The sequence below is a fragment of the Halomonas sp. I1 genome, from assembly GCF_032334135.1.
GTDB lineage: Bacteria > Pseudomonadota > Gammaproteobacteria > Pseudomonadales > Halomonadaceae > Halomonas.
The window spans coordinates 12,635-31,425 of record NZ_JAVXUS010000025.1 but is presented as its reverse complement, the minus strand read 5'-3'; the positions used below and the strand labels follow the sequence as shown (position 1 = coordinate 31,425).

Sequence of the window (18,791 nt, the reverse complement as noted above, 5' to 3'; positions counted from 1 at the left end):
GAAGGGTAGATTTACGTCGCGAACCCAAGCACTTCCCACATCCCTGAGGGTCGTCGAGCGCAGTAGTCTGTAAACACCCTCTCACCAGGTGCCGGTATTCTCCATGGACACCCAGGGTTCCTGCGGCTCCAGGGCCTCACCGGCCTGCAGCAGCTCGACGGAGATTCCGTCGGGGCTGCGCACGAAGGCCATGTGGCCATCGCGCGGCGGCCGATTGATGGTCACCCCATTGTCCTGCAGGTGCTGGCAAAGTGCGTAGATGTCGTCGACGCGATAGGCCAGGTGGCCGAAGTTGCGCCCCCCGGTATAGGTCTCGGGGTCCCAGTTCCAGGTCAGCTCGAGCTCCGGGGCCTGAAGCTCCGTCGATCGCGCCTCGTCGGAAGGTGCCGCGAGAAACACCAGGGTGAAGCGCCCCTTTTCACTCTCCTTGCGGCGCACTTCCTTGAGCCCCAGCAGATCGCAATAGAAATGCAGGGATGCCTCGAGATCGGCAACCCGAACCATGGTATGCAGGTATTGCATGAGAATCTCCTTGTTCACAGTGAGAGCGAATAGGGGCATTCTGTCACCGATCCGCCACCTCCGCGACGAGATCGATACCCCATGAGCGACTATTGTGACTTTGCACCGGACCACCCGTTTCACGGCCCCTATCATGACCACGAATATGGCTTCCCGGTGGAAGACGACGATGCCCTTTTCGAGCGCCTGGTACTGGAAATCAACCAGGCCGGCCTGTCGTGGCTCACCGTCCTGAAAAAGCGCGACGCCTTTCGCAAGGCTTTCGACGACTTCGCCATCGACCGGGTTGCCGCCTATGGCGAAGCGGATCAAGCCCGCCTGTTGAACGACGCCGGCATCATTCGCAATCGGCTCAAGGTGGCAGCCACGATCCATAACGCCGGCGTGATACAGACGCTGCGCGAGGAGCATGGAAGCTTCCGTGCCTGGCTGGATCGGCAACATCCGCTGTCGCACGGTGACTGGGTGAAGCTCTTCAAACGCACCTTCCGCTTCACCGGCCCCGAGATCGTCGGCGAATTCCTGATGAGTACCGGGTATCTGCCCGGCGCCCATCGCGACGACTGCCCGGTTCAGCGACGCATTCTCGCTGCCGCACCACCCTGGACCCGAGAGACGTGAGAGCGCCATGGATTCGGTAACGCAAGCCGCCCTGGGTGCCGCCATCGGGGGCGCCGTGCTGGGTCGGCACCTGGGGCGCCGAGCCGTGCTGTTCGGCGCCGTGCTGGGAACGCTGCCGGACCTGGACGTGGTCATCGACTATGGCGACGCCGTGGCCAATGTCACGCGCCACCGGGGGTTCAGTCATTCACTGTTCGTCCTGGCCGGCCTGGCAACGACATTGGCCCTGCTCGTTCGGCGACTGACACCACTGCGAGACATCGGGCTCGGCCGCTGGCTGGCCTTCTTCGGGCTCTGTTTGATGACCCACCCATTGCTCGACGCCATGACCACCTACGGGACACAGATCTGGTGGCCTCTGGATGTGCACCCCACGGCATGGCCCCTGGTGTTCATCATCGATCCGTTATACAGCCTCCCGCTGCTGGCCGGCCTCATCGTGGCGCTGATCACCGGCAACGGGTACCGCGCTCCGACCTGGGGCCTGGCCTTGTCCTGTGCCTATCTGATCGTCTCGCTGGGTGCCAAGACCCTGGTCGACCACCGCCTGACGCCGGTACTGGCCGAACACGGCCTCGCCGAGTCGCCACGCCTGATACAACCGACGCCCTTCAACATCCTGCTGTGGCGCGCCACCATCATCGATGACAATGACTACCACGAGACACTGGTCGGCGTCTTCGACGGCGACCATTCGCCGACCCTGGAAACCTTTTCGCGAGGTGCCAGCCTGGAACCCGTCGCATTGGCCAGCGATGCCGGTCGGCGCCTGGACTGGTTCGCCGGCCCCTTCCTGCGTTTCGACAGCGTCACGCGGGACGAACGCGAGACCCTGGTGGCCACCGACCTGCGGCTCGGTTTCCCGGGGTTCCACCCGTTTCGTTACGCCCTGGCCGAGCGACAGGGTGTGGAGTGGCAGCCCCTGGCGACGACCCGACAGCTACCCGAAGCGGGTGGCGACGACGGCGCTGCCATGCGGCGCCTCGTGGGACGCATCCTGGCCCCGGAGCCCATGCTGTGCACCAGCCGTTTCGTGCCCCGGGAATGGATCGTCGAAGTGCCCGCCCCATGCCGGCAACCCGCCCACGACGGCAGGCGGGCGGCCGAAAGACCGCCCGCCGAACGCCCTGAACCGAGGTAATGACCTTAGGAAACGCTGCATAAATTGGCGAGCGTAGTGAATCGCAAGGCGCACGGAGCACAGAAAGCGAGACATAACAGTCAGTTAGGCGAGCTTTCGAGCACCGCGCACAAATTCGCCAGGAGCGAATTTGAACCGTCTTTAGACGGGCCCGCAGGGTAGCCGCCAAGGATGGCGGCTATAGCACAGCGATTTGCACGCGCAGGCATTTAAGCAGTGTTTCCCTCAAAGGCGAGTCGCCAGCCCGTCAATCGCCTGACGCGCCTCGCCCATGGAGGCATCGCGCTGCGCCTCACCCATGGCCAGGCCCTCGGCGAATACGGTGTCGACCTCGGTAATACCGATCAAGCCGAGCATGTGCTTGAGATGCGGCGTCTGACTGTCGAGTTCGGTACCGGCATACTGTCCGCCCCGGGCCGCGAGAATCATCGCCCGCTTGCCCTCGAGCAGGCCCTGGGGTCCGTTCTCGGTGTAACGGAAGGTGACACCGGCGCGCAGGATGCGATCGAACCAGGCCTTCATCTGTGAAGGAATGCCCAGATTGTAGAGCGGCACCGCCAGCACCAGAACATCGTGGGCCCGGAGCTCATCGATCAAGGTGTCGGAAAGCGCCGCCAGCTCGCGCTGCTCGGGCGTGCGCTCATCCGCCGACACCTGCCAGCTGGAAAGCTCCGGCAACCCCAGGTGAGGAAGCTCATCGGCGACCAAGTCGCGCGTGGTGACCTCGATGTCATCGCGCCGGGCAATCTGTGCCTTGAAGTGCTCGGCCAGCGCCAGGGAATTGCCATCGAGAATGGAAGACGTCAGAACGAGAACGCGAGTGGTCATGGTGATCTCCTTCATACAGCAGACATGGAAGAATGGTCACCAGTATATATTCGCTTTTGTCGATGATAAGCGGGAAAAACCACTCCTAACTTTCGAAATATTCGAACAAGGCGTCTCGTGCTGAATGTCGAAAAGTCGGCGAGCGTAGACACTTTCCCCACATCCAAGGGCAGGGTTATTGCAGTTAAGCTTTGTCGCTCGGGCTGATCCGTCGACAGATCCAACTGCGATAGCCCTACATCTAAGGGGCTATGCCTTGCCCACACCCGCGATAAACCCGATCATTCAACGTCAAAGTCACCCGGGCCGGCCAGGGCTGTCCGCTCATGTCGTCGAAACAGGCGCGCGCCTCGATGCGCAGTTCGAAGGGGCGTGCCGCCTGACCGCTGGCCAGCGTCACCCGTCCCGTCTCGTTATCCAGCGAAGTCACCCGATAGGGCAAGGTCACTTCACGCTCGCCATAGTCCAGCGACATGGCAATCCGTGGCGTGTCGTTGGCCAGCTCGATGTGCCACCCCGGCTCGTTGCCACGGGCCTGGAACATCACGTCGGGATGCGACGCCCGGGTCAGGGCCCGATGTCGGGTATCCTGCCGACACTCCAGGCGACCCCGGGAACTCTCGACCACGGCCTCGTCACCTTTCGACCAGAAGCTCAGCTCCCCCTGCTCGTAACGGTCACCACTGGCCACCACAGCCGGGTTCAAGCGATAGGCACCATGCGCCGACCACAGACGCAGGTCGTCTTCGTTGTGGGCGGTCACCAGGCCTTGATCCGGCGTGCAGCGCCAGCCGACGACGTGTTCGGCATCGCCGGGAAACAGCGCCGAGGGCAGCAGAGGCGCCCTGGCCGCGTCGCCCGACGTATCCGCCTTGGGCGGTGGCGGCGCGACATCCGGCTCGGGAGAGGACGCGGCACAACCGGCCAGGCCAAGAATCAGCAGAGAAGCACCGAGATGCCGACAGGCGGCGACGGGAATGCGGGGCATGGCAAATATCCTTGTAGGGTCAATATCCATCGTACCGGCAGGATAACAAAACCGCCGGACAGATTGACGCCACCCGGCGGTTGTTCGTCATGCATCGTGACAGGCTTTCGGGTCACTGGCCCTCAGCCATGACGCTGTCTCAGGCGTCGTGCTGCCTCAACCATATTGGCCAGCGCCGGTTCGACCTCGGCCCAACCACGGGTCTTGAGGCCACAATCCGGATTGACCCAGAGACGCTCGACAGGGATCCGCTCGGCCGCCTTTTCCATCAATTGCACCATCCAGTCGACCTCGGGGATATTCGGCGAGTGGATATCATAGACACCCGGCCCGATCTCGTTGGGATAGTCGAAATCACGGAAGGCATCGAGTAGCTCCATGTCGGAACGCGAGGTCTCGATGGTAATGACATCGGCGTCCAGCGCGGCGATGGAAGCGATGATGTCATTGAACTCCGAATAACACATGTGAGTGTGGATCTGGGTCGCATCATCGGCCACGGCGGCACTCAGCCGGAAGCAGTCGACCGCCCAGTCGAGATAGCCCTGCCACTCGGCCTGGCGCAGCGGGAGCCCCTCGCGCAGCGCCGGCTCATCGATCTGAATAGCGTGGATACCCGCCGCTTCCAGGTCGGCCACTTCATCCCGCAGAGCCAGGGCGATCTGCCGGCAGGTGGTCTCGCGGGGTTGGTCGTCGCGCACGAAGGACCACTGCAGGATGGTCACGGGACCGGTGAGCATGCCTTTCATCGGCTTGTCGGTCAGCGACTGGGCATAGCGACTCCAGCGCACTGTCATCGGCTCGGGACGCGCCACGTCACCGAACAGCACCGGCGGCTTGACGCAACGGGAGCCATAGCTCTGCACCCAGCCATAGCGGGTAAAGGCGAAACCATCGAGCTGCTCGCCGAAATATTCGACCATGTCGTTACGCTCGGCTTCGCCGTGAACCAGCATATCGATGCCCTGGGCTTCCTGACGGGACACCGCCTCGGCGATCTCGGCCTGCATGCGCGTCTCGTAGTCGGCGTCGGACAGCTCACCCTGCTTATGGGCCCGGCGCGTCTGGCGGATCTCCGCGGTCTGCGGAAAGGAGCCGATGGTCGTGGTCGGGAACAACGGCAGCGCCAGGTGACGACGCTGGGCACGCGCCCGCTCGACATAGGGATGATCACGCTCGCTGTCGGCGGCACTCACTGCCGACAGCCGCTCGGTCACTGCCGGACGATGGATGCGCGGCGACTCGCGACGCGTGGCAAGCGCCGCGGAGGCATCGGCCAGAAAGGTCTCGTCTTCGGCCGCGAGACGCTCGCTCAACGCACGGCCCAGCACCACCGTCTCGTCGAGCTTCTGCCGGGCGAAAGCCAGCCAGCTCTTGAGCTCGGCATCAAGGTCCGTCTCGGCAGCCAGATCCACCGGCACATGCAGCAGCGAGCAGCTCGGCGCCACCCAGAGGCGCTCGCCCAGGCGCGCCTTGAGCGGCGCCAGGCGCTCGCGCAACGCCACCAGATCAGCCCGCCAGATATTGCGGCCATCGATGACGCCCAGCGACAGCACCTTGTGGGGCAGCAGTCGGTCGACCACCGTCTCGACCTGGTCCGGCGCCCGAACCGCATCCAGGTGCAGGCCATCCGCCGGCAGGCCGACGGCCAGCGACAGGTTATCGCCCAGACCACCGAAGTAGGTGGCCAGCAGCAGTTTCACCGGCGCCGATTGCAGTTGATGGTAGGCACGCTCGAACGCCTGCTTCCAGTCTGTGGGCAGATCCTGCACCAGGGCGGGCTCGTCGAGTTGCACCCATTCGACGCCCTGGTCGGCAAGCCTGGCGAGCACCTGCCCATAGACGTCCAGCACCCCGTCGAGCAACGCGAGGCGATCGACGTCCTCAGCCTGATCGCCACGCCCCTTGCCCAGCCACAGCCATGTCAGCGGGCCGGTCAGCGCCACCTTGACCGCATGCCCCTCCGCTTTCGCCTCCTCGACCTCGTCGAACAGGCGCGAACTGGCCAGTCGAAAACGCTGATCGGCATGCAGCTCGGGTACCAGGTAGTGGTAGTTGGTATCGAAATACTTGGTCATCTCACAGGCGGCAGCAGGCTCGCCGCTGGGCGCCCTTCCCCTGGCCATGCGAAAAGCAGTGTCAAGATCGACCTCCCCGCCGGCCAGCTCGTCCTCGGCGCCGAATCGCGCCGGCACCGCGCCCAGCAACACCGAGACATTGAGCACCTGGTCATAGAAGGCGAAGTCACCCACGGTGACCAGATCGAGGCCGGCGTCACGCTGCGCCGCCCAATGGCGCTTGCGCAGCTCGCGGCCCTCGTTCTCGAGCGCCTGGCGACCAAGATCGCCTTTCCAATAAGCTTCGGTAGCCTTCTTCAGTTCGCGATCCGCGCCTATGCGCGGATAACCGAGTACGTGTGTCAGCGTCATGGTGGAGTCCTGAGCGGTTTGATTGATCGCGACCAGTCTCGCTAGCCATTACGACTGAATCAAACTAAACTTATTAATCCTGAACATGAAAAAAGCTCACGATCATGCTCGAACTTCGCCACCTCCGTACCCTGATCGCCCTGCGAGATGCCGGCTCACTGGTGGAGGCCGCCGAACGCGTACATCTGACCCAATCGGCGCTATCCCACCAGATCAAGGACCTGGAAGAACGGCTGGGCAGCCCGCTGTTCCTGCGCAAGACCCGGCCGGTCACCTTCACTCGCGCCGGCCTACGTCTGCTGGCCCTCGCTGAACAGGTACTGCCCCAGGTACGCATGGCCGAACGCGACCTGGCACGCCTGGCTGGCAACGAGCAGGGCCGGCTGCACATGGCCATCGAATGCCATAGCTGTTTCCAGTGGCTGATGCCTACCGTGGACCATTTCCGCGACCACTGGCCCGAGGTGGAGGTCGATATTCCCGGCGGCCATCATTTCGATCCGCTTCCGGCGCTGGCCCGTGAGCAACTCGACCTGGTGATCACCGCTGATCCACAGCCGCTGCCCGGCGTCCATTACGAGCCACTGTTTCGCTACGAGGGATTGCTTGCGGTCTCCCGACAGCATTCCCTGGCCGGCCGTCACTTCGTGACCCCGGACAACCTGGTCGAGGAGACACTCATCACCTACCCCGTGGAGCATGCCCGCCTGGATATCTTCACCCAGTTCCTCGACCCCGCCGGCGTCAAGCCCAAGGAGATACGTACCGCCGAGTTGACCATCATGATGATGCAACTGGTGGCCAGCGGCCGGGGCGTCTGCGCGCTGCCCAACTGGGCACTGACCGAGTACCTGGAGCGCGACTACGTCAAGGCGGTGGCACTCGGTGAGCATGGCGTGTGGAGCACCTTGTTTGCGGCAATCCGCGAAGACACCAGAGAGGCTCCCTGGATGGAAGATTTCCTGCGCACTGCCCGGGAAACCTCCTTCGCGGTATTGGAGGGCATCAAACCGGCTTGAGAAGCGCTCCTTCCCGACAAGCGCTCATGCGTCCCGGACAGCGGAGGTGTCTCGCCGAGGCATCAGCAGGGTGAAGCGCGCCCCGCCCAGTGCCGGACTGGTATCCACCATCACGCTGCCGCCGTGCCAGGCCATGACCTTGTTCACGATGGACAGGCCCAGACCATAGCCGCCCGATCGTCGGTCGCGACTGTCGTCGAGGCGAGCGAAGGGCTTGAATATCTCGCGACGTGCACGCTCCGGCACCCCGGGACCATCGTCCTCGACATCGAAGCGTACCAGACCGACCTCCCCCTCCACGCTCACCCGGACCCGGGATGCCGCATGGCGGCAGGCGTTGCTAACCAGATTCTGCAAGGCACGCTGCAGATAGCGAGGCTCGGCCGTCACCTCGACATCGGGGCCGGCGACTAGCGCGATATCGAGATGATCGTGCAGATCTCTCAAGGACGTGATGACCCGTTCGGCCAGAGCGCGCGCCGCCACCGGCTCGGTCTCGAACCCCACGCCATTGGCGGCATGACTGTCGAGCCGCGCATAGGTGAGGATTTCATCGACCAGGGCATCCAGCTCGGCGATATCGTCATCCACGCCGCGCAACTGGCGCTGCACCGCAGGATCATCGGTCATGTCCTCGACCATCTGGACCGCGAAACGAATCCGCGCCACTGGCGTGCGCAGCTCGTGGGATACCGCCCGGGTCATGTCCTGCTGGGCCCGCAGCAATAACTGGACCTGCGCCGCCATGCCATTGAAGGCCATCCCCAGACGCCCAAGGAAGTCCCCGCTGTGGACCTTGACGCGGGTATCCAGACGTCCACCGGCAATTCGCGTAGCGGCCTGTTCAAGGCGCGTCATGCGCGATTCCACGCCACGCACGATCAGATAAATGACCACCGCCAGGATACCGAGCACCATCACCACCACCAGCGACAGCACCGGAACAGACGGTGACTGATAGGGACGTAGCGGACCGATGGCGAGCCAGCCGGTCTCCGGAGACGCCCCGGGGATTCGCAGATACAGCGACAATGCGCCGTCCGCAGGGTACAAGCGTGTCACGATGTCGCCCTCCTGCGCTCCATCGCGCCACGCGATGGTATCCCGAGGCGGCGGTGGGGCCTCGAGCGTCAAGGGCACTGCCGGATTGCCCAGGCGCGACAGCCAATCTTGCCGGACCTCCGGCTCGAGCCCCCGCAACCACGCCGCCAGCACGCGTACCAGCCCTTTCAACTGTGCCTCGCTCACCTCGCCCATTTCGGCTCGCAACAGGCGGGAGTCGCCGGGTAGCCGACGATGCAGCTCCCAGGTCCCGTTCGTGGTACGACGCACCAGGGTGTGGCCTTCGGACAGGCGCATACGTTCGAAATACCCCAGTGGATAATCGCGACGCTCATGCAGGGTCAGGTCGATGTCGAGCCGCTCGCCACTCTTCGCCAGCCAGGCAGCCCGACGTGCCTCGGGCATGGCCACCAGGCGTTCGGCGAAGAGCGTCATCGGCACCTCGGCCAACCGCTCGCGGTACTGCTCCAGACGCACCTTGTCGACCAGCGAAATGGCCGAAAGGGACAGCCCGATGGCCAATAACAGGGCGAGAGCCAGCAGTACATAGACCCGCAGGAAAGTGCTGTCGACCAAGGCGCGCGGCAGCATGCGAAACAGAGGCATCAGGCGTCTCGAACGAACAGGTAGCCCTTGCTGCGCACCGTCTTGATGCGATGCGGATGATGCGGGTCGTCACCGATCTTGGGCCGGATCCGCGACACCCGCACATCGATGGAACGATCCTGGCCATCGTACTTGATGCCACGCAGTTGCGCGAAGATCTCTTCCCGTGTCAGTACACGCCCTGCGTGACTGGCGAGCAGCCAGAGCAGGTCGAATTCGGCACTGGTCAGATCGATACGCTCGCCTCCCAACCAAGCCTCACGCGTGCCACTGTCGATTTCGAGGTCATGAAAGAACAGGCGGGCCTCGGCATTACCGCTACCCAGCGGCTCAGTGCGACGCAACAGAGCCCGCATGCGCGCCAGCAGCACCCGGGGCTGTACCGGCTTGGCCACATAGTCATCCGCTCCCATCTCGAGCCCCAGCACCTGGTCCATGTCATCGGTGCGGGCGGTGAGCATCAGGATCGGACCGGGGTACTCCGAGCGCACCCGTCGACAGATCGACAGACCATCCTCGCCCGGCAGCATGAGGTCGAGGATCACCAGGTCCGGCTGCAGATCGAGGATGCCTTGCACCCCTCGGGCACCATCGGCCTCCAGCGTCACACGAAAGCCATTGGCCGCCAGGTAGTCTCGGGTCAGCTCGGCCAGCCGCTCATCGTCTTCGATGATCAGTACATGTTCCATGCCAGGGGGGTCTACGCTAGCTTCCATTCTCGGTCGTCACCTCGACAGGCAGTGATCGGTCAACGGAGCGTCGCTGCACGACACCCGAAACAGGCGCCTCCGTCCAGAGGCCCGACAATGATCGGCGCCGGGCTGGCGGCACCCTTGCCGGCAGGAAAGGACGCGCCAAGGATAAAGGATACTCGACATACGCCTCTTACGCTCGAACCAGGGACACACTGAAACCGCATGATCGGCTCAACCATGGGGGCTCGTCGAGACCCCGCAAAACGCCCCCTGGATGGCCACAGATCATCCACAACTTATCCACTTGAAGCCCTGAGAAAAGCACACTATCTTGTGTTCCAACTGGACTGGCGCACAAGATAGTGTGCCCTTAGCAACTTTCAAAAATCCTGTCAACAACCGCTCAACGGCGGTCTTCACCACCCATTTTTCGACTCCTAAGGTAGGGAACCCCGGCGCCATGGATACCCCCGTTACCCCGGACCATCCGTCCGTCTCCGTTACCGCCCCGCAGACGCTGCGTGTCATCAAGCGCACCGGCGACGTGGTGTCCTTCGATGGCGGCAAGATCGCGGTGGCCCTGAGCAAGGCCTTCATCGCCGTGGAAGGCGACAATGCCGCGACCTCCTCGCGGGTCCGTGACTTCGTCCAGCGCGCCTCGGAGAACATCGAGCAGGCCTTCCTGCGTCGCATGCCCGACGGCGGCACCCTGCATATCGAAGACATCCAGGACCAGGTCGAGCTTGCCCTGATGCGCGCCGGCGAGCAAAAAGTGGCACGCGCCTACGTGCTCTACCGCGAGGAACATGCGCGCGCCCGGGCCGAGTCCGGCGCCGACATCGCCAAGCCGCATCCATCGCTGAACGTCACCGCCCCCGATGGCAGCACCCGCCCGTTGGACCTCGGCCGGGTCGAGACCCTGGTCTTCGACGCCTGCGAGAACCTGGCCAATGTCGAACCGGCCAAGATCGTCGAGGACTCGCTGAAGAACCTCTACGACGGCGTGACCGTCGACGGCGTTTCCCAGGCGCTGATGATGACCGCGCGCACCCTGGTCGAAAAGGATCCCAACTACACCTACGTCACCGCACGGCTGCTGCAGGACAACCTGCGCCGTGAAGCGCTGTCGTTCCTGGGCATCGCCGACGAAGCGACCTACCAGGAGATGGCCGACTTCTACAAGCCGGCCTTCCAGGCCTATATCGCCCGCGGCATCGAGTTCGAACAACTCGACCCGCAGCTCGCCGAGTTCGACCTCGAGCGACTGGGTGACGCCCTGGATCACACCCGCGACGCTCAGTTCACCTACCTGGGCCTGCAGACCCTGTACGACCGCTACTTCATCCACCGCGACGAGGTGCGCTACGAGCTGCCCCAGGTAATGTTCATGCGCGTCGCCATGGGCCTGTCACTCAACGAGGATGACCGCGAGGCACGCGCCATCGAGTTCTACGAGCTGCTCTCCAGCTTCGACTACATGGCCTCCACGCCGACACTGTTCAACTCGGGCACCGTGCGCAGTCAGCTCTCCTCCTGCTACCTGACCACGGTGCCGGACGACCTGGACAACATCTACAGCGCCATTCGTGACAACGCCCTGCTCTCCAAGTGGGCCGGCGGCCTCGGCAACGACTGGACCCCGGTGCGCGCCTTGGGCTCCTACATCAAGGGCACCAACGGCAAGTCCCAGGGCGTGGTGCCCTTCCTCAAGGTCGTCAACGATACCGCCGTGGCCGTCAACCAGGGCGGCAAACGCAAGGGTGCCGTCTGCGCCTACCTCGAGACCTGGCACCTCGACATCGAGGAATTCCTCGAGCTGCGCAAGAACACCGGCGACGACCGCCGCCGCACCCACGATATGAACACCGCCAACTGGGTGCCGGACCTGTTCATGAAGCGTGTCTTCGACGATGGCGAGTGGACGCTGTTCTCACCGGCCACCTGCCCGGACCTCCACGACCTGTACGGCGCCGCCTTCGAAAAGCGCTACCAGGAATACGAGGAGATGACACGCAACGGCCAACTCAAGCTGTTCAAGCGCGTCCGCGCCAAGGACCTGTGGCGCCGGATGCTGTCAATGCTGTTCGAGACCGGCCACCCGTGGATCACCTTCAAGGACCCCTGCAACCTGCGCAGTCCGCAGCAGCATGCCGGCGTGGTCCACAGTTCCAACCTGTGCACCGAGATCACCTTGAATACCAGCCCCGACGAGATCGCGGTGTGCAACCTGGGCTCCATCAACCTGGCCCAGCACGTGGTGGGTGGCCAATTCGACGGCGACAAGCTGAAGAAGACCGTACGCACCGCGGTGCGCATGCTCGACAATGTCATCGACATCAACTACTACGCGGTGCCCCAGGCAGAGCGCTCCAACTTCAAGCACCGTCCGGTGGGACTGGGCATCATGGGCTTCCAGGATGCCCTCTATGCCCAGGACATCGCCTACGCCTCCGAGCAGGCCGTGACCTTCGCCGACACCTCCATGGAGCTGGTCAGCTACCACGCCATCGAGGCCTCCAGCGATCTGGCCGCCGAACGCGGGCACTATGAAAGCTACGAAGGCTCGCTGTGGAGCCGAGGCATCCTGCCCATCGACTCCATCGAGAACCTGAAGCAGGAGCGCGGCGAGAAGTACATCGAGGTCGACACCTCCGCCACCCAGGACTGGGGGCGCATTCGCGACAAGATCGCCAGCCAGGGCATGCGCAACTCCAACGTCATGGCCATCGCCCCGACCGCGACCATCTCCAACATCTGCGGCGTCTCGCAGTCGATCGAGCCGACTTACCAAAACCTGTTCGTGAAATCGAACCTGTCGGGCGAGTTCACCGTGGTCAACGCCTACATGGTCAACGACCTCAAGGATCGCGGTCTGTGGGACGAGGTGATGATCAACGACCTCAAGTACTACGACGGCAGTGTGCAGGCCATCGACCGCGTTCCCGAGGACCTCAAGGCCAAGTACGCCACCGCCTTCGAGACGGAGCCCAAGTGGCTGGTGGAGGCCGCCGCGCGTCGCCAGAAGTGGATCGACCAGGCCCAGTCGCTGAACCTCTACATCCAGGGCGTCTCCGGCAAGAAGCTCGATGTGACCTATCGCATGGCCTGGTTCCGCGGCCTCAAGACCACTTACTACCTGCGCGCCCTGGGCGCCACCTCAGTGGAGAAGTCCACGGTCGATCGCGGCAATCTCAATGCCGTGAGCAACGCCTCGCCGTCCACGGCCCCGGCGCCCGCCCCCGAAGCCACGCCCCAGGCACAGGAGCCACGCGGCGTCGACGATTTCCTGCAGGGCAAGAGCGGCAGCGGCTCCCGGGCGCCCTCGGCGGGCGAGATCGACGAGCTGGGCTGCGAGGCCTGTCAGTAAGGCGCTTCGCGCCAGTCACGAGCGACGAGTTTCGAGCAGCGAGTGGCTCGAAGCTCGAAGCCAACAAAGATAGCGACCCGCGTCATGCGTTGACGCCACCAGCGATAGAACAGGACGACTCATGATCGATTGGGACGATTTTCACGAAGACGACAGCGCGGTTGCCGAGCAGCCCCAGCCGGCCCCCGCTCCCCAACCGGCGGCCCAGCCCGCTCCCGAGGCGCCCGCCACGGCAGAGGTCCGCGACAGCGCCGGCACCTACCAGGTCGCCGAGCAGGACCGCCTGACCCGTGCCCGACAGTCCATCGACGAGCTCGATGTGGCCGCCGGCCTGGAAGAGCTGGAGATGGGCGCGGCGCGCATCGAGGTCGACGACAAGAAGATGATCAACGCCCGCGCCGACCTCAACCAGCTGGTGCCCTTCAAGTACGAGTGGGCCTGGCAGAAATACCTGGATGGCAGCGCCAACCACTGGATGCCCCAGGAAGTGAACATGAACGCCGACATCGCGCTGTGGAAGAGCGCCGATGGCCTCACCGATGACGAGCGGCGCATCGTCGAACGCAGCCTGGGCTACTTCTCCACGGCCGACTCCTTGGTCGCCAACAACCTGGTGCTGGCGCTCTACCGCCTGATCACCAATCCGGAGTGCCGCCAGTACCTGCTGCGCCAGGCCTTCGAGGAGGCCATTCATACCCACGCCTACCAGTACTGCGTGGAGTCGCTGGCCATGGACGAAGGCGAAGTCTTCAACATGTACCGCGAGGTGCCCTCGGTCGCCGCCAAGTCCGCCTGGAGCCTCAAGCATACCCAGTCGCTGGCGCGCCCCGACTTTCACACCGGCACCCCGGAGACCGATCAGGAACTGTTGCGCAACCTGGTCGCTTTCTACTGCGTAACCGAGGGCATCTTCTTCTACTGCGGCTTCAGCCAGATCCTTTCCATGGGCCGTCGCAACAAGATGACCGGCGTCGCCGAGCAGTTCCAGTACATCCTGCGCGACGAGTCCATGCATCTGAACTTCGGCGTCGACATGATCAACCAGATCAAGATCGAGAACCCGCACCTGTGGACGCCGGAATTCCAGGATGAATGCACCCAGATGATCATCGAGGGCACCGAGCTGGAGATCGCCTACGCCCGCGACTCCATGCCGCGCGGCGTGCTGGGCATGAACGCGGCGATCATGGAAGAGTACCTGCACTTCATCTGCAACCGTCGCCTGGCCCAGATCGGCCTCAAGGAGCAATACCCCGGTGCACAGAACCCCTTCCCCTGGATGAGCGAGATCATCGATCTGCGCAAGGAGAAGAACTTCTTCGAAACCCGCGTCACCGAATATCAGGTCGGCGGCGCACTGAGCTGGGACTGACCAGCTCATCGGCGGGAGGCATCAAGATGGTGGCAGCCTCGACATTCACCGTGCGACCGCACCTCATGGTGCATACCCACCGGCCTCCGTCGCACGGGAGCCGGGCCACTCAGTGCCCCGGCTCCTCCCCGATGATGACGCCCCACCCGGTCCCGCCGGGCGGGGCGTTTTTCATGGCTCCCGGCAGCCCCGGTGCCACCGGCACCCACGCCGTCCGGGCAAGGCCCTGGCACAGGTGTATCAATGGAGGGCAATCCGATGCATGTATCCCAAGCTAACGGCACCCGACGCGACGCCCATGACTGGCAGTCGGCCCTGGATCGCGCCCTGGCCGCGCATGGTGGCGAAGACGCCTTCGCCCACTATCCGCATGTGGCCTACGCCTTTCCCTCGTCATCGCCGAATCCCTACACCCGCGAGTACCCGCTGCTCGACTATCGAGGGCTCAAGGAGTGGGCGACCCATCGAGGCTGGCGCGTCAGGCCCGCCCCCGAACGCGCCCCCGAAGGCGAAGAGTACAGCCCGCCGGTCCGCTTCACGCGCCTCGAGGACGAGGCCCGGCGCTACCACTGAACCTCCCGCCACCATCCCCGCTCATGGGGATGGTGGACCTTCACCTACCTTCGATAGCACGACATGCATTCCTGGAGAAGTCCCGACCAACATTTGCATCGAGAAATAAAAGGGCCTCAGTACAAATGCCGCTGAAACCCGACAAACACCTCACGGATCTGGTCCGCCGGCCCCAACTCTCTGATCGCATCTCCCACACTGCGATACTTCAGCTCGATCAACTGCGGTAGCTTGCCGGTATCCAGCTCACCAACACCAGTAGCGTCACTCACTGGTCGGCTCCCGCAAGCATGTTCATGATCAAGCGGATCATGGTCTCCTTATTGCCAGGGGCGGACTCGGCCACCAGCAGGGTCAGGGCAGCCAACCCCACATCGTTGATCATCGGCTCACCGTCGGCATTGAGCAGACGGCCATTGCGGTGGAGAAAATCCACGAATAGAAAGGCAGCGCTGCGCTTGTTGCCATCGGCGAACGGATGATTCTTGATGACAAAGTACAAAAGATGCGCGGTCTTGGCTTCCACGCTGGGATAGGCAGGCTCGCCGAATACACTCTAGTCCAGGTTGCCCAGCAGCGACGCCAGGCCATCGCCCCGGTCGCGGGCAAACAACTCGGTAGCTTCGCCGCGCGTCACCAGCTCGGCCTTGAGCCCATCCAGCGCGGCACGTGCCTCCGCCACAGCCGGTAGCGTGCCGCCTGACTGGGCTCGCGGCTCGGCCAACAGGCCCTCATCATAGCGTTGCAGCAACAGAAAGGTCTGGGCATAGCGGCTGACTATATCCACCAGCCCGCGACCGCTATCGGTGTCCAGTGCGGGGCTTTGAGCTGTCTTTCGCACCAGAACCAACGCGGCTTCCAGTTCACGGGCATTCTCCTCGAAGCGCTGTTGGTTCAGCGTCCAGCCCTGGGTAAGATGCTCGCGCAGGATGCGGGTGGCCCATATTCTGAAGTCGGTCGCCCGCGCTGAGCTGACCCGATAACCGACTGAAATCACCGCATCCAGGCTATAGTGCTTACGCTTGCGCTTGACCTCGCGCGCGCCTTCCCGCTGAACTTGTAAGAAATCCTTACAGGTTGCCTCTTCAACCAGATCGCCTTCCTCGTAGACGTTCCTCAGATGCATGGTGATGTTCTGCGGCTTGACGTCAAACAAATCCGCCATTTGCGCCTGAGTCATCCAGATTGTCGCTTGACTGGCATCCAACCGTACCTCGACGGCCCTGTCGGCGCCCTCATAAATGAGAATGGGGTTGTCTTCCGTCATTCCAGCTACCCTTGGCTGAGGTGATTAGCCTCCTCAAGCGCGATAGGCCTGCTCGTCAAGACGGCGGATAGCCACTTGACTGAGCTAGAAAAGGCTTTCCTTCCCGGTCCATTGTAAAGCAATGGTCCGATTTGTTGTCGAGGCGCTCCGGTGAGATAATTTGCGCACTATCTTTCTACGCATCTTACCTGTCTACGCATCTTGAGGTTGCCTCATGCCCCACCGTGCCGTGCCTTTCCTCCTCGTCGCCGGTACCCTGAGCGTTTCCGGAATGGCCCTGGCCCAACCCGTCACGCTGGATCCCCTCGAGGTCAGCGCCCCGCGCCTCGACCGCGAACTCTACGATACCCCCGCCGCCGTCTCGGTGGTGGATCGCGAGACGATCGCCCAGGGCCAGCAGCGTGAGCGCCTCGGCGAAGCACTGGCCACCGTTCCCGGCCTCTACCTCCAGAATCGCCACAACTTCGTCCAGGGCGAACGGGTGTCGATCCGCGGCTTCGGCGCTCGCACTCCCTGGGGCGTGCGGGGCATCAGAGTGCGGGTCGACGGCATTCCCTACACCCTGCCCGACGGCCAGGCCCAGCTCGACGCCATCGACCTCGACAGCGCCCAGCGCATCGAGGTCATTCGTGGCCCGGCGGCGGTGCAGTACGGTAACGCCGCCGGCGGGGTGATCGACGTCACCACCGCCGACGGCGAGAGCGATCCCGGCGCCAGCCTGCGCGTCGAAGGCGGCAGCGACGGCTATCGCAAGCTGAACGTCAGCCACGGTGGCGTCGACGGCCCCTGGTCGCACCATGTCAGCGTCTCGGCGCTGGACATGGATGGCTATCGCGACCACAGCAACGTCGAGAAATACTTGCTCAACGCCAAGCTGAAGCGCCAGCTCGACGACGACCGTTCCCTCACCGCCATCGTCAACCTGCTCGACAACCCGCGCTCGGAGGATCCTGGCGGTTTGACCGCCGAGGCCGTGTCCGAGGACCGGAAAGGCACGATCGACAGCAACTTCTATTCGCCGACCCGCATCGACGCCGGACAGACGGTCGACCAACAGGTCCTCGGCCTCGAGTATGAAGACCGCGCCGCCGGCCCGGGCGAGCTGACGCTGCGCGGTTTCTATCTGCAGCGCGATTTCGCACAGCAGCTCGCCTATGCCGGCGACAGCTTCGTCGCCTATGACCGCGACTACTACGGTGCCAACGCCGAATATCGCCAGTCCCTGTCGCTCGGCGGACTGCCGCTGAGCTACGTCGCCGGGGTCGAGGTGGCCCGCCAGGAGGATGACCGCCACCGCGACGACGTCACCATCGACGGCGACCATCAGGACCGCGTCGCCGACGAGACCCAGGCAGCCTCCTCACTGGGAGCCTTCGCCCAGGGCGACCTCGACCTGACCGACCGCTGGACCCTCTCGCTCGGCACCCGCTTCGACCACATCGACTTCGACATCGATGACGACTACCTGAGCGACGGCGACAACAGCGGCGATCGCACCTTCGACCAGTGGAGTGGCAGCGCCGGGGTGAACTATCGCTACCTGCCCAACCACCAGGCCTACCTCTCGGTGGGTACCGCCTACGAGACCCCGACCTTCACCGAGTTCGCCAACCCGGCCGGCGTCGGCGGCTTCAACCCCGATATCGAGCCGCAGAAGGCCTGGAATCGCGAGCTCGGCCTGCGCGGCCACTTCATCGACAGCGGCCTGGACTACGACATCGCGCTGTTCTCGACCCGGGTGCGCGACTCGCTGATTGCCTACAAGAACAGCGATGGCCGCGACTTCTATCGCAATGCCGGACGCAGCCGTCAGGACGGCCTGGAAATGGCTCTGGGCTGGCAGTTCGCCGACGACTGGCGGCTCGACAGCGCCCTGACGCTGGCGCGCTACGAGTTCCAGGACTACGTGGACGACGCCGGTAATGATCACGCCAACAACCGCATCCCGGGCCTGCCCGAGCGTACCTGGGTCAACCAGTTGACCTGGCAGGGCACCGGCGAGCGCTTCGCCACCCTGGAGACCCGCTACGTCGGTTCGATGTATGCCGACGACGCCAACAGTGTGAAGGTGGATGATGTCTGGCTGGCCAACCTGCGCGCCGGCGACAGCTGGCGGCTGAGCAACGATACCCTGCTCAAGGCCTACGTCGGCGTGCAGAACCTGTTCGACCGCGAGCACTACGACAATATCGTCATCAACGACCAGCGCGGGCGCTACTTCTCCACGGCACCGGACCGCAGTGTCTATGCGGGCCTGGAGCTGACCTTCTGACCGCCCGACCCTGCGCACCCGGCTGAGCG

At 63.8% G+C, this 18,791-nt stretch carries 16 protein-coding genes; 7 read left to right on the top strand and 9 right to left on the bottom strand.

Translation table 11 applies throughout. From position 1 onward, the window contains the following. Window positions 1–81 precede the first annotated feature (81 nt). Window positions 82–522 carry a VOC family protein gene (locus RSO41_RS17590; protein ID WP_315620551.1) on the bottom strand — a complete coding sequence of 147 codons (441 nt, stop codon included), beginning with the start codon at window positions 520–522 and terminating at the stop codon, window positions 82–84. An 81-nt stretch (window positions 523–603) separates the two neighbouring features. Here RSO41_RS17590 and RSO41_RS17585 point away from each other — a divergent pair, with 81 nt between their 5' ends. Together RSO41_RS17585 and RSO41_RS17580 are read left to right on the top strand one after the other, a co-directional pair. Continuing rightward, window positions 604–1,143 (top strand): DNA-3-methyladenine glycosylase I, encoded by a 540-nt coding sequence (locus RSO41_RS17585; protein WP_315620550.1) that lies wholly within the window; start codon window positions 604–606, stop codon window positions 1,141–1,143. 7 nt (window positions 1,144–1,150) lie between these two features. Next, on the top strand, window positions 1,151–2,284 hold the full coding sequence (locus tag RSO41_RS17580) for a metal-dependent hydrolase (protein WP_315620549.1): 1,134 nt from the start codon (window positions 1,151–1,153) through the stop codon (window positions 2,282–2,284). 225 nt (window positions 2,285–2,509) lie between these two features. Here RSO41_RS17580 and RSO41_RS17575 read toward each other — a convergent pair whose 3' ends face one another. The 3 genes from RSO41_RS17575 to metE all read right to left on the bottom strand — a co-directional run bounded on the left by RSO41_RS17575 (window position 2,510) and on the right by metE (window position 6,529). After that, a complete protein-coding gene (locus RSO41_RS17575; protein WP_315620548.1) occupies window positions 2,510–3,112 on the bottom strand; it encodes an FMN-dependent NADH-azoreductase in 603 nt (200 codons plus the stop codon). Window positions 3,113–3,353: 241 nt separating this feature from the next. Further along, complete coding sequence (locus tag RSO41_RS17570; protein WP_315620547.1) at window positions 3,354–4,100, bottom strand: COG3650 family protein; 747 nt, start codon at window positions 4,098–4,100, stop codon at window positions 3,354–3,356. 122 nt (window positions 4,101–4,222) lie between these two features. Continuing rightward, window positions 4,223–6,529: a 5-methyltetrahydropteroyltriglutamate--homocysteine S-methyltransferase gene (gene metE / locus RSO41_RS17565; RefSeq protein ID WP_315620546.1), complete on the bottom strand. Its 2,307-nt coding sequence runs from the start codon at window positions 6,527–6,529 to the stop codon at window positions 4,223–4,225. Window positions 6,530–6,633: 104 nt separating this feature from the next. On the opposite strand from metE, the gene RSO41_RS17560 reads away from it, so the two are divergent. Beyond that, on the top strand, window positions 6,634–7,548 hold the full coding sequence (locus tag RSO41_RS17560; RefSeq protein WP_315620545.1) for a LysR family transcriptional regulator: 915 nt from the start codon (window positions 6,634–6,636) through the stop codon (window positions 7,546–7,548). A gap of 24 nt (window positions 7,549–7,572) precedes the next feature. Here the strand turns inward: RSO41_RS17560 and RSO41_RS17555 are convergent, their stop codons facing one another. Beyond that, window positions 7,573–9,216 (bottom strand): ATP-binding protein, encoded by a 1,644-nt coding sequence (locus RSO41_RS17555; RefSeq protein ID WP_315620544.1) that lies wholly within the window; start codon window positions 9,214–9,216, stop codon window positions 7,573–7,575. Then, window positions 9,216–9,932, bottom strand: coding sequence for a winged helix-turn-helix domain-containing protein (locus RSO41_RS17550; protein WP_315620542.1), 717 nt, complete (start codon window positions 9,930–9,932; stop codon window positions 9,216–9,218). The genes RSO41_RS17555 and RSO41_RS17550 overlap by 1 nt, the downstream gene beginning before the upstream one ends. A gap of 439 nt (window positions 9,933–10,371) precedes the next feature. Between RSO41_RS17550 and RSO41_RS17545 the strand changes: the two genes are divergently transcribed. From RSO41_RS17545 to RSO41_RS17535, 3 genes are all read left to right on the top strand, one after another. Beyond that, entirely contained in the window at window positions 10,372–13,278 is a 2,907-nt protein-coding gene (locus RSO41_RS17545) for a ribonucleoside-diphosphate reductase subunit alpha (RefSeq protein WP_315620541.1), read from the top strand. Between the two features lie 121 nt (window positions 13,279–13,399). Continuing rightward, window positions 13,400–14,650, top strand: a complete 1,251-nt coding sequence (locus RSO41_RS17540; RefSeq protein ID WP_315620540.1) for a ribonucleotide-diphosphate reductase subunit beta — start codon at window positions 13,400–13,402, stop codon at window positions 14,648–14,650. Window positions 14,651–14,908: 258 nt separating this feature from the next. Continuing rightward, complete coding sequence (locus RSO41_RS17535; protein WP_275288458.1) at window positions 14,909–15,223, top strand: hypothetical protein; 315 nt, start codon at window positions 14,909–14,911, stop codon at window positions 15,221–15,223. A gap of 116 nt (window positions 15,224–15,339) precedes the next feature. Here RSO41_RS17535 and RSO41_RS17530 read toward each other — a convergent pair whose 3' ends face one another. From RSO41_RS17530 to RSO41_RS17520, 3 genes are read right to left on the bottom strand one after another with little or no spacing between them, the layout of a single operon-like run. Continuing rightward, window positions 15,340–15,495, bottom strand: coding sequence for a hypothetical protein (locus tag RSO41_RS17530; protein WP_315620539.1), 156 nt, complete (start codon window positions 15,493–15,495; stop codon window positions 15,340–15,342). Then, complete coding sequence (locus RSO41_RS17525) at window positions 15,492–15,749, bottom strand: type II toxin-antitoxin system death-on-curing family toxin (protein WP_315620538.1); 258 nt, start codon at window positions 15,747–15,749, stop codon at window positions 15,492–15,494. Before RSO41_RS17525 ends, RSO41_RS17530 begins: the two co-directional genes overlap by 4 nt. A gap of 30 nt (window positions 15,750–15,779) precedes the next feature. Next, window positions 15,780–16,490 (bottom strand): virulence RhuM family protein, encoded by a 711-nt coding sequence (locus RSO41_RS17520; protein WP_315620537.1) that lies wholly within the window; start codon window positions 16,488–16,490, stop codon window positions 15,780–15,782. A 214-nt stretch (window positions 16,491–16,704) separates the two neighbouring features. On the opposite strand from RSO41_RS17520, the gene RSO41_RS17515 reads away from it, so the two are divergent. Further along, on the top strand, window positions 16,705–18,762 hold the full coding sequence (locus tag RSO41_RS17515; RefSeq protein WP_315620536.1) for a TonB-dependent receptor: 2,058 nt from the start codon (window positions 16,705–16,707) through the stop codon (window positions 18,760–18,762). Window positions 18,763–18,791 lie beyond the last annotated feature (29 nt).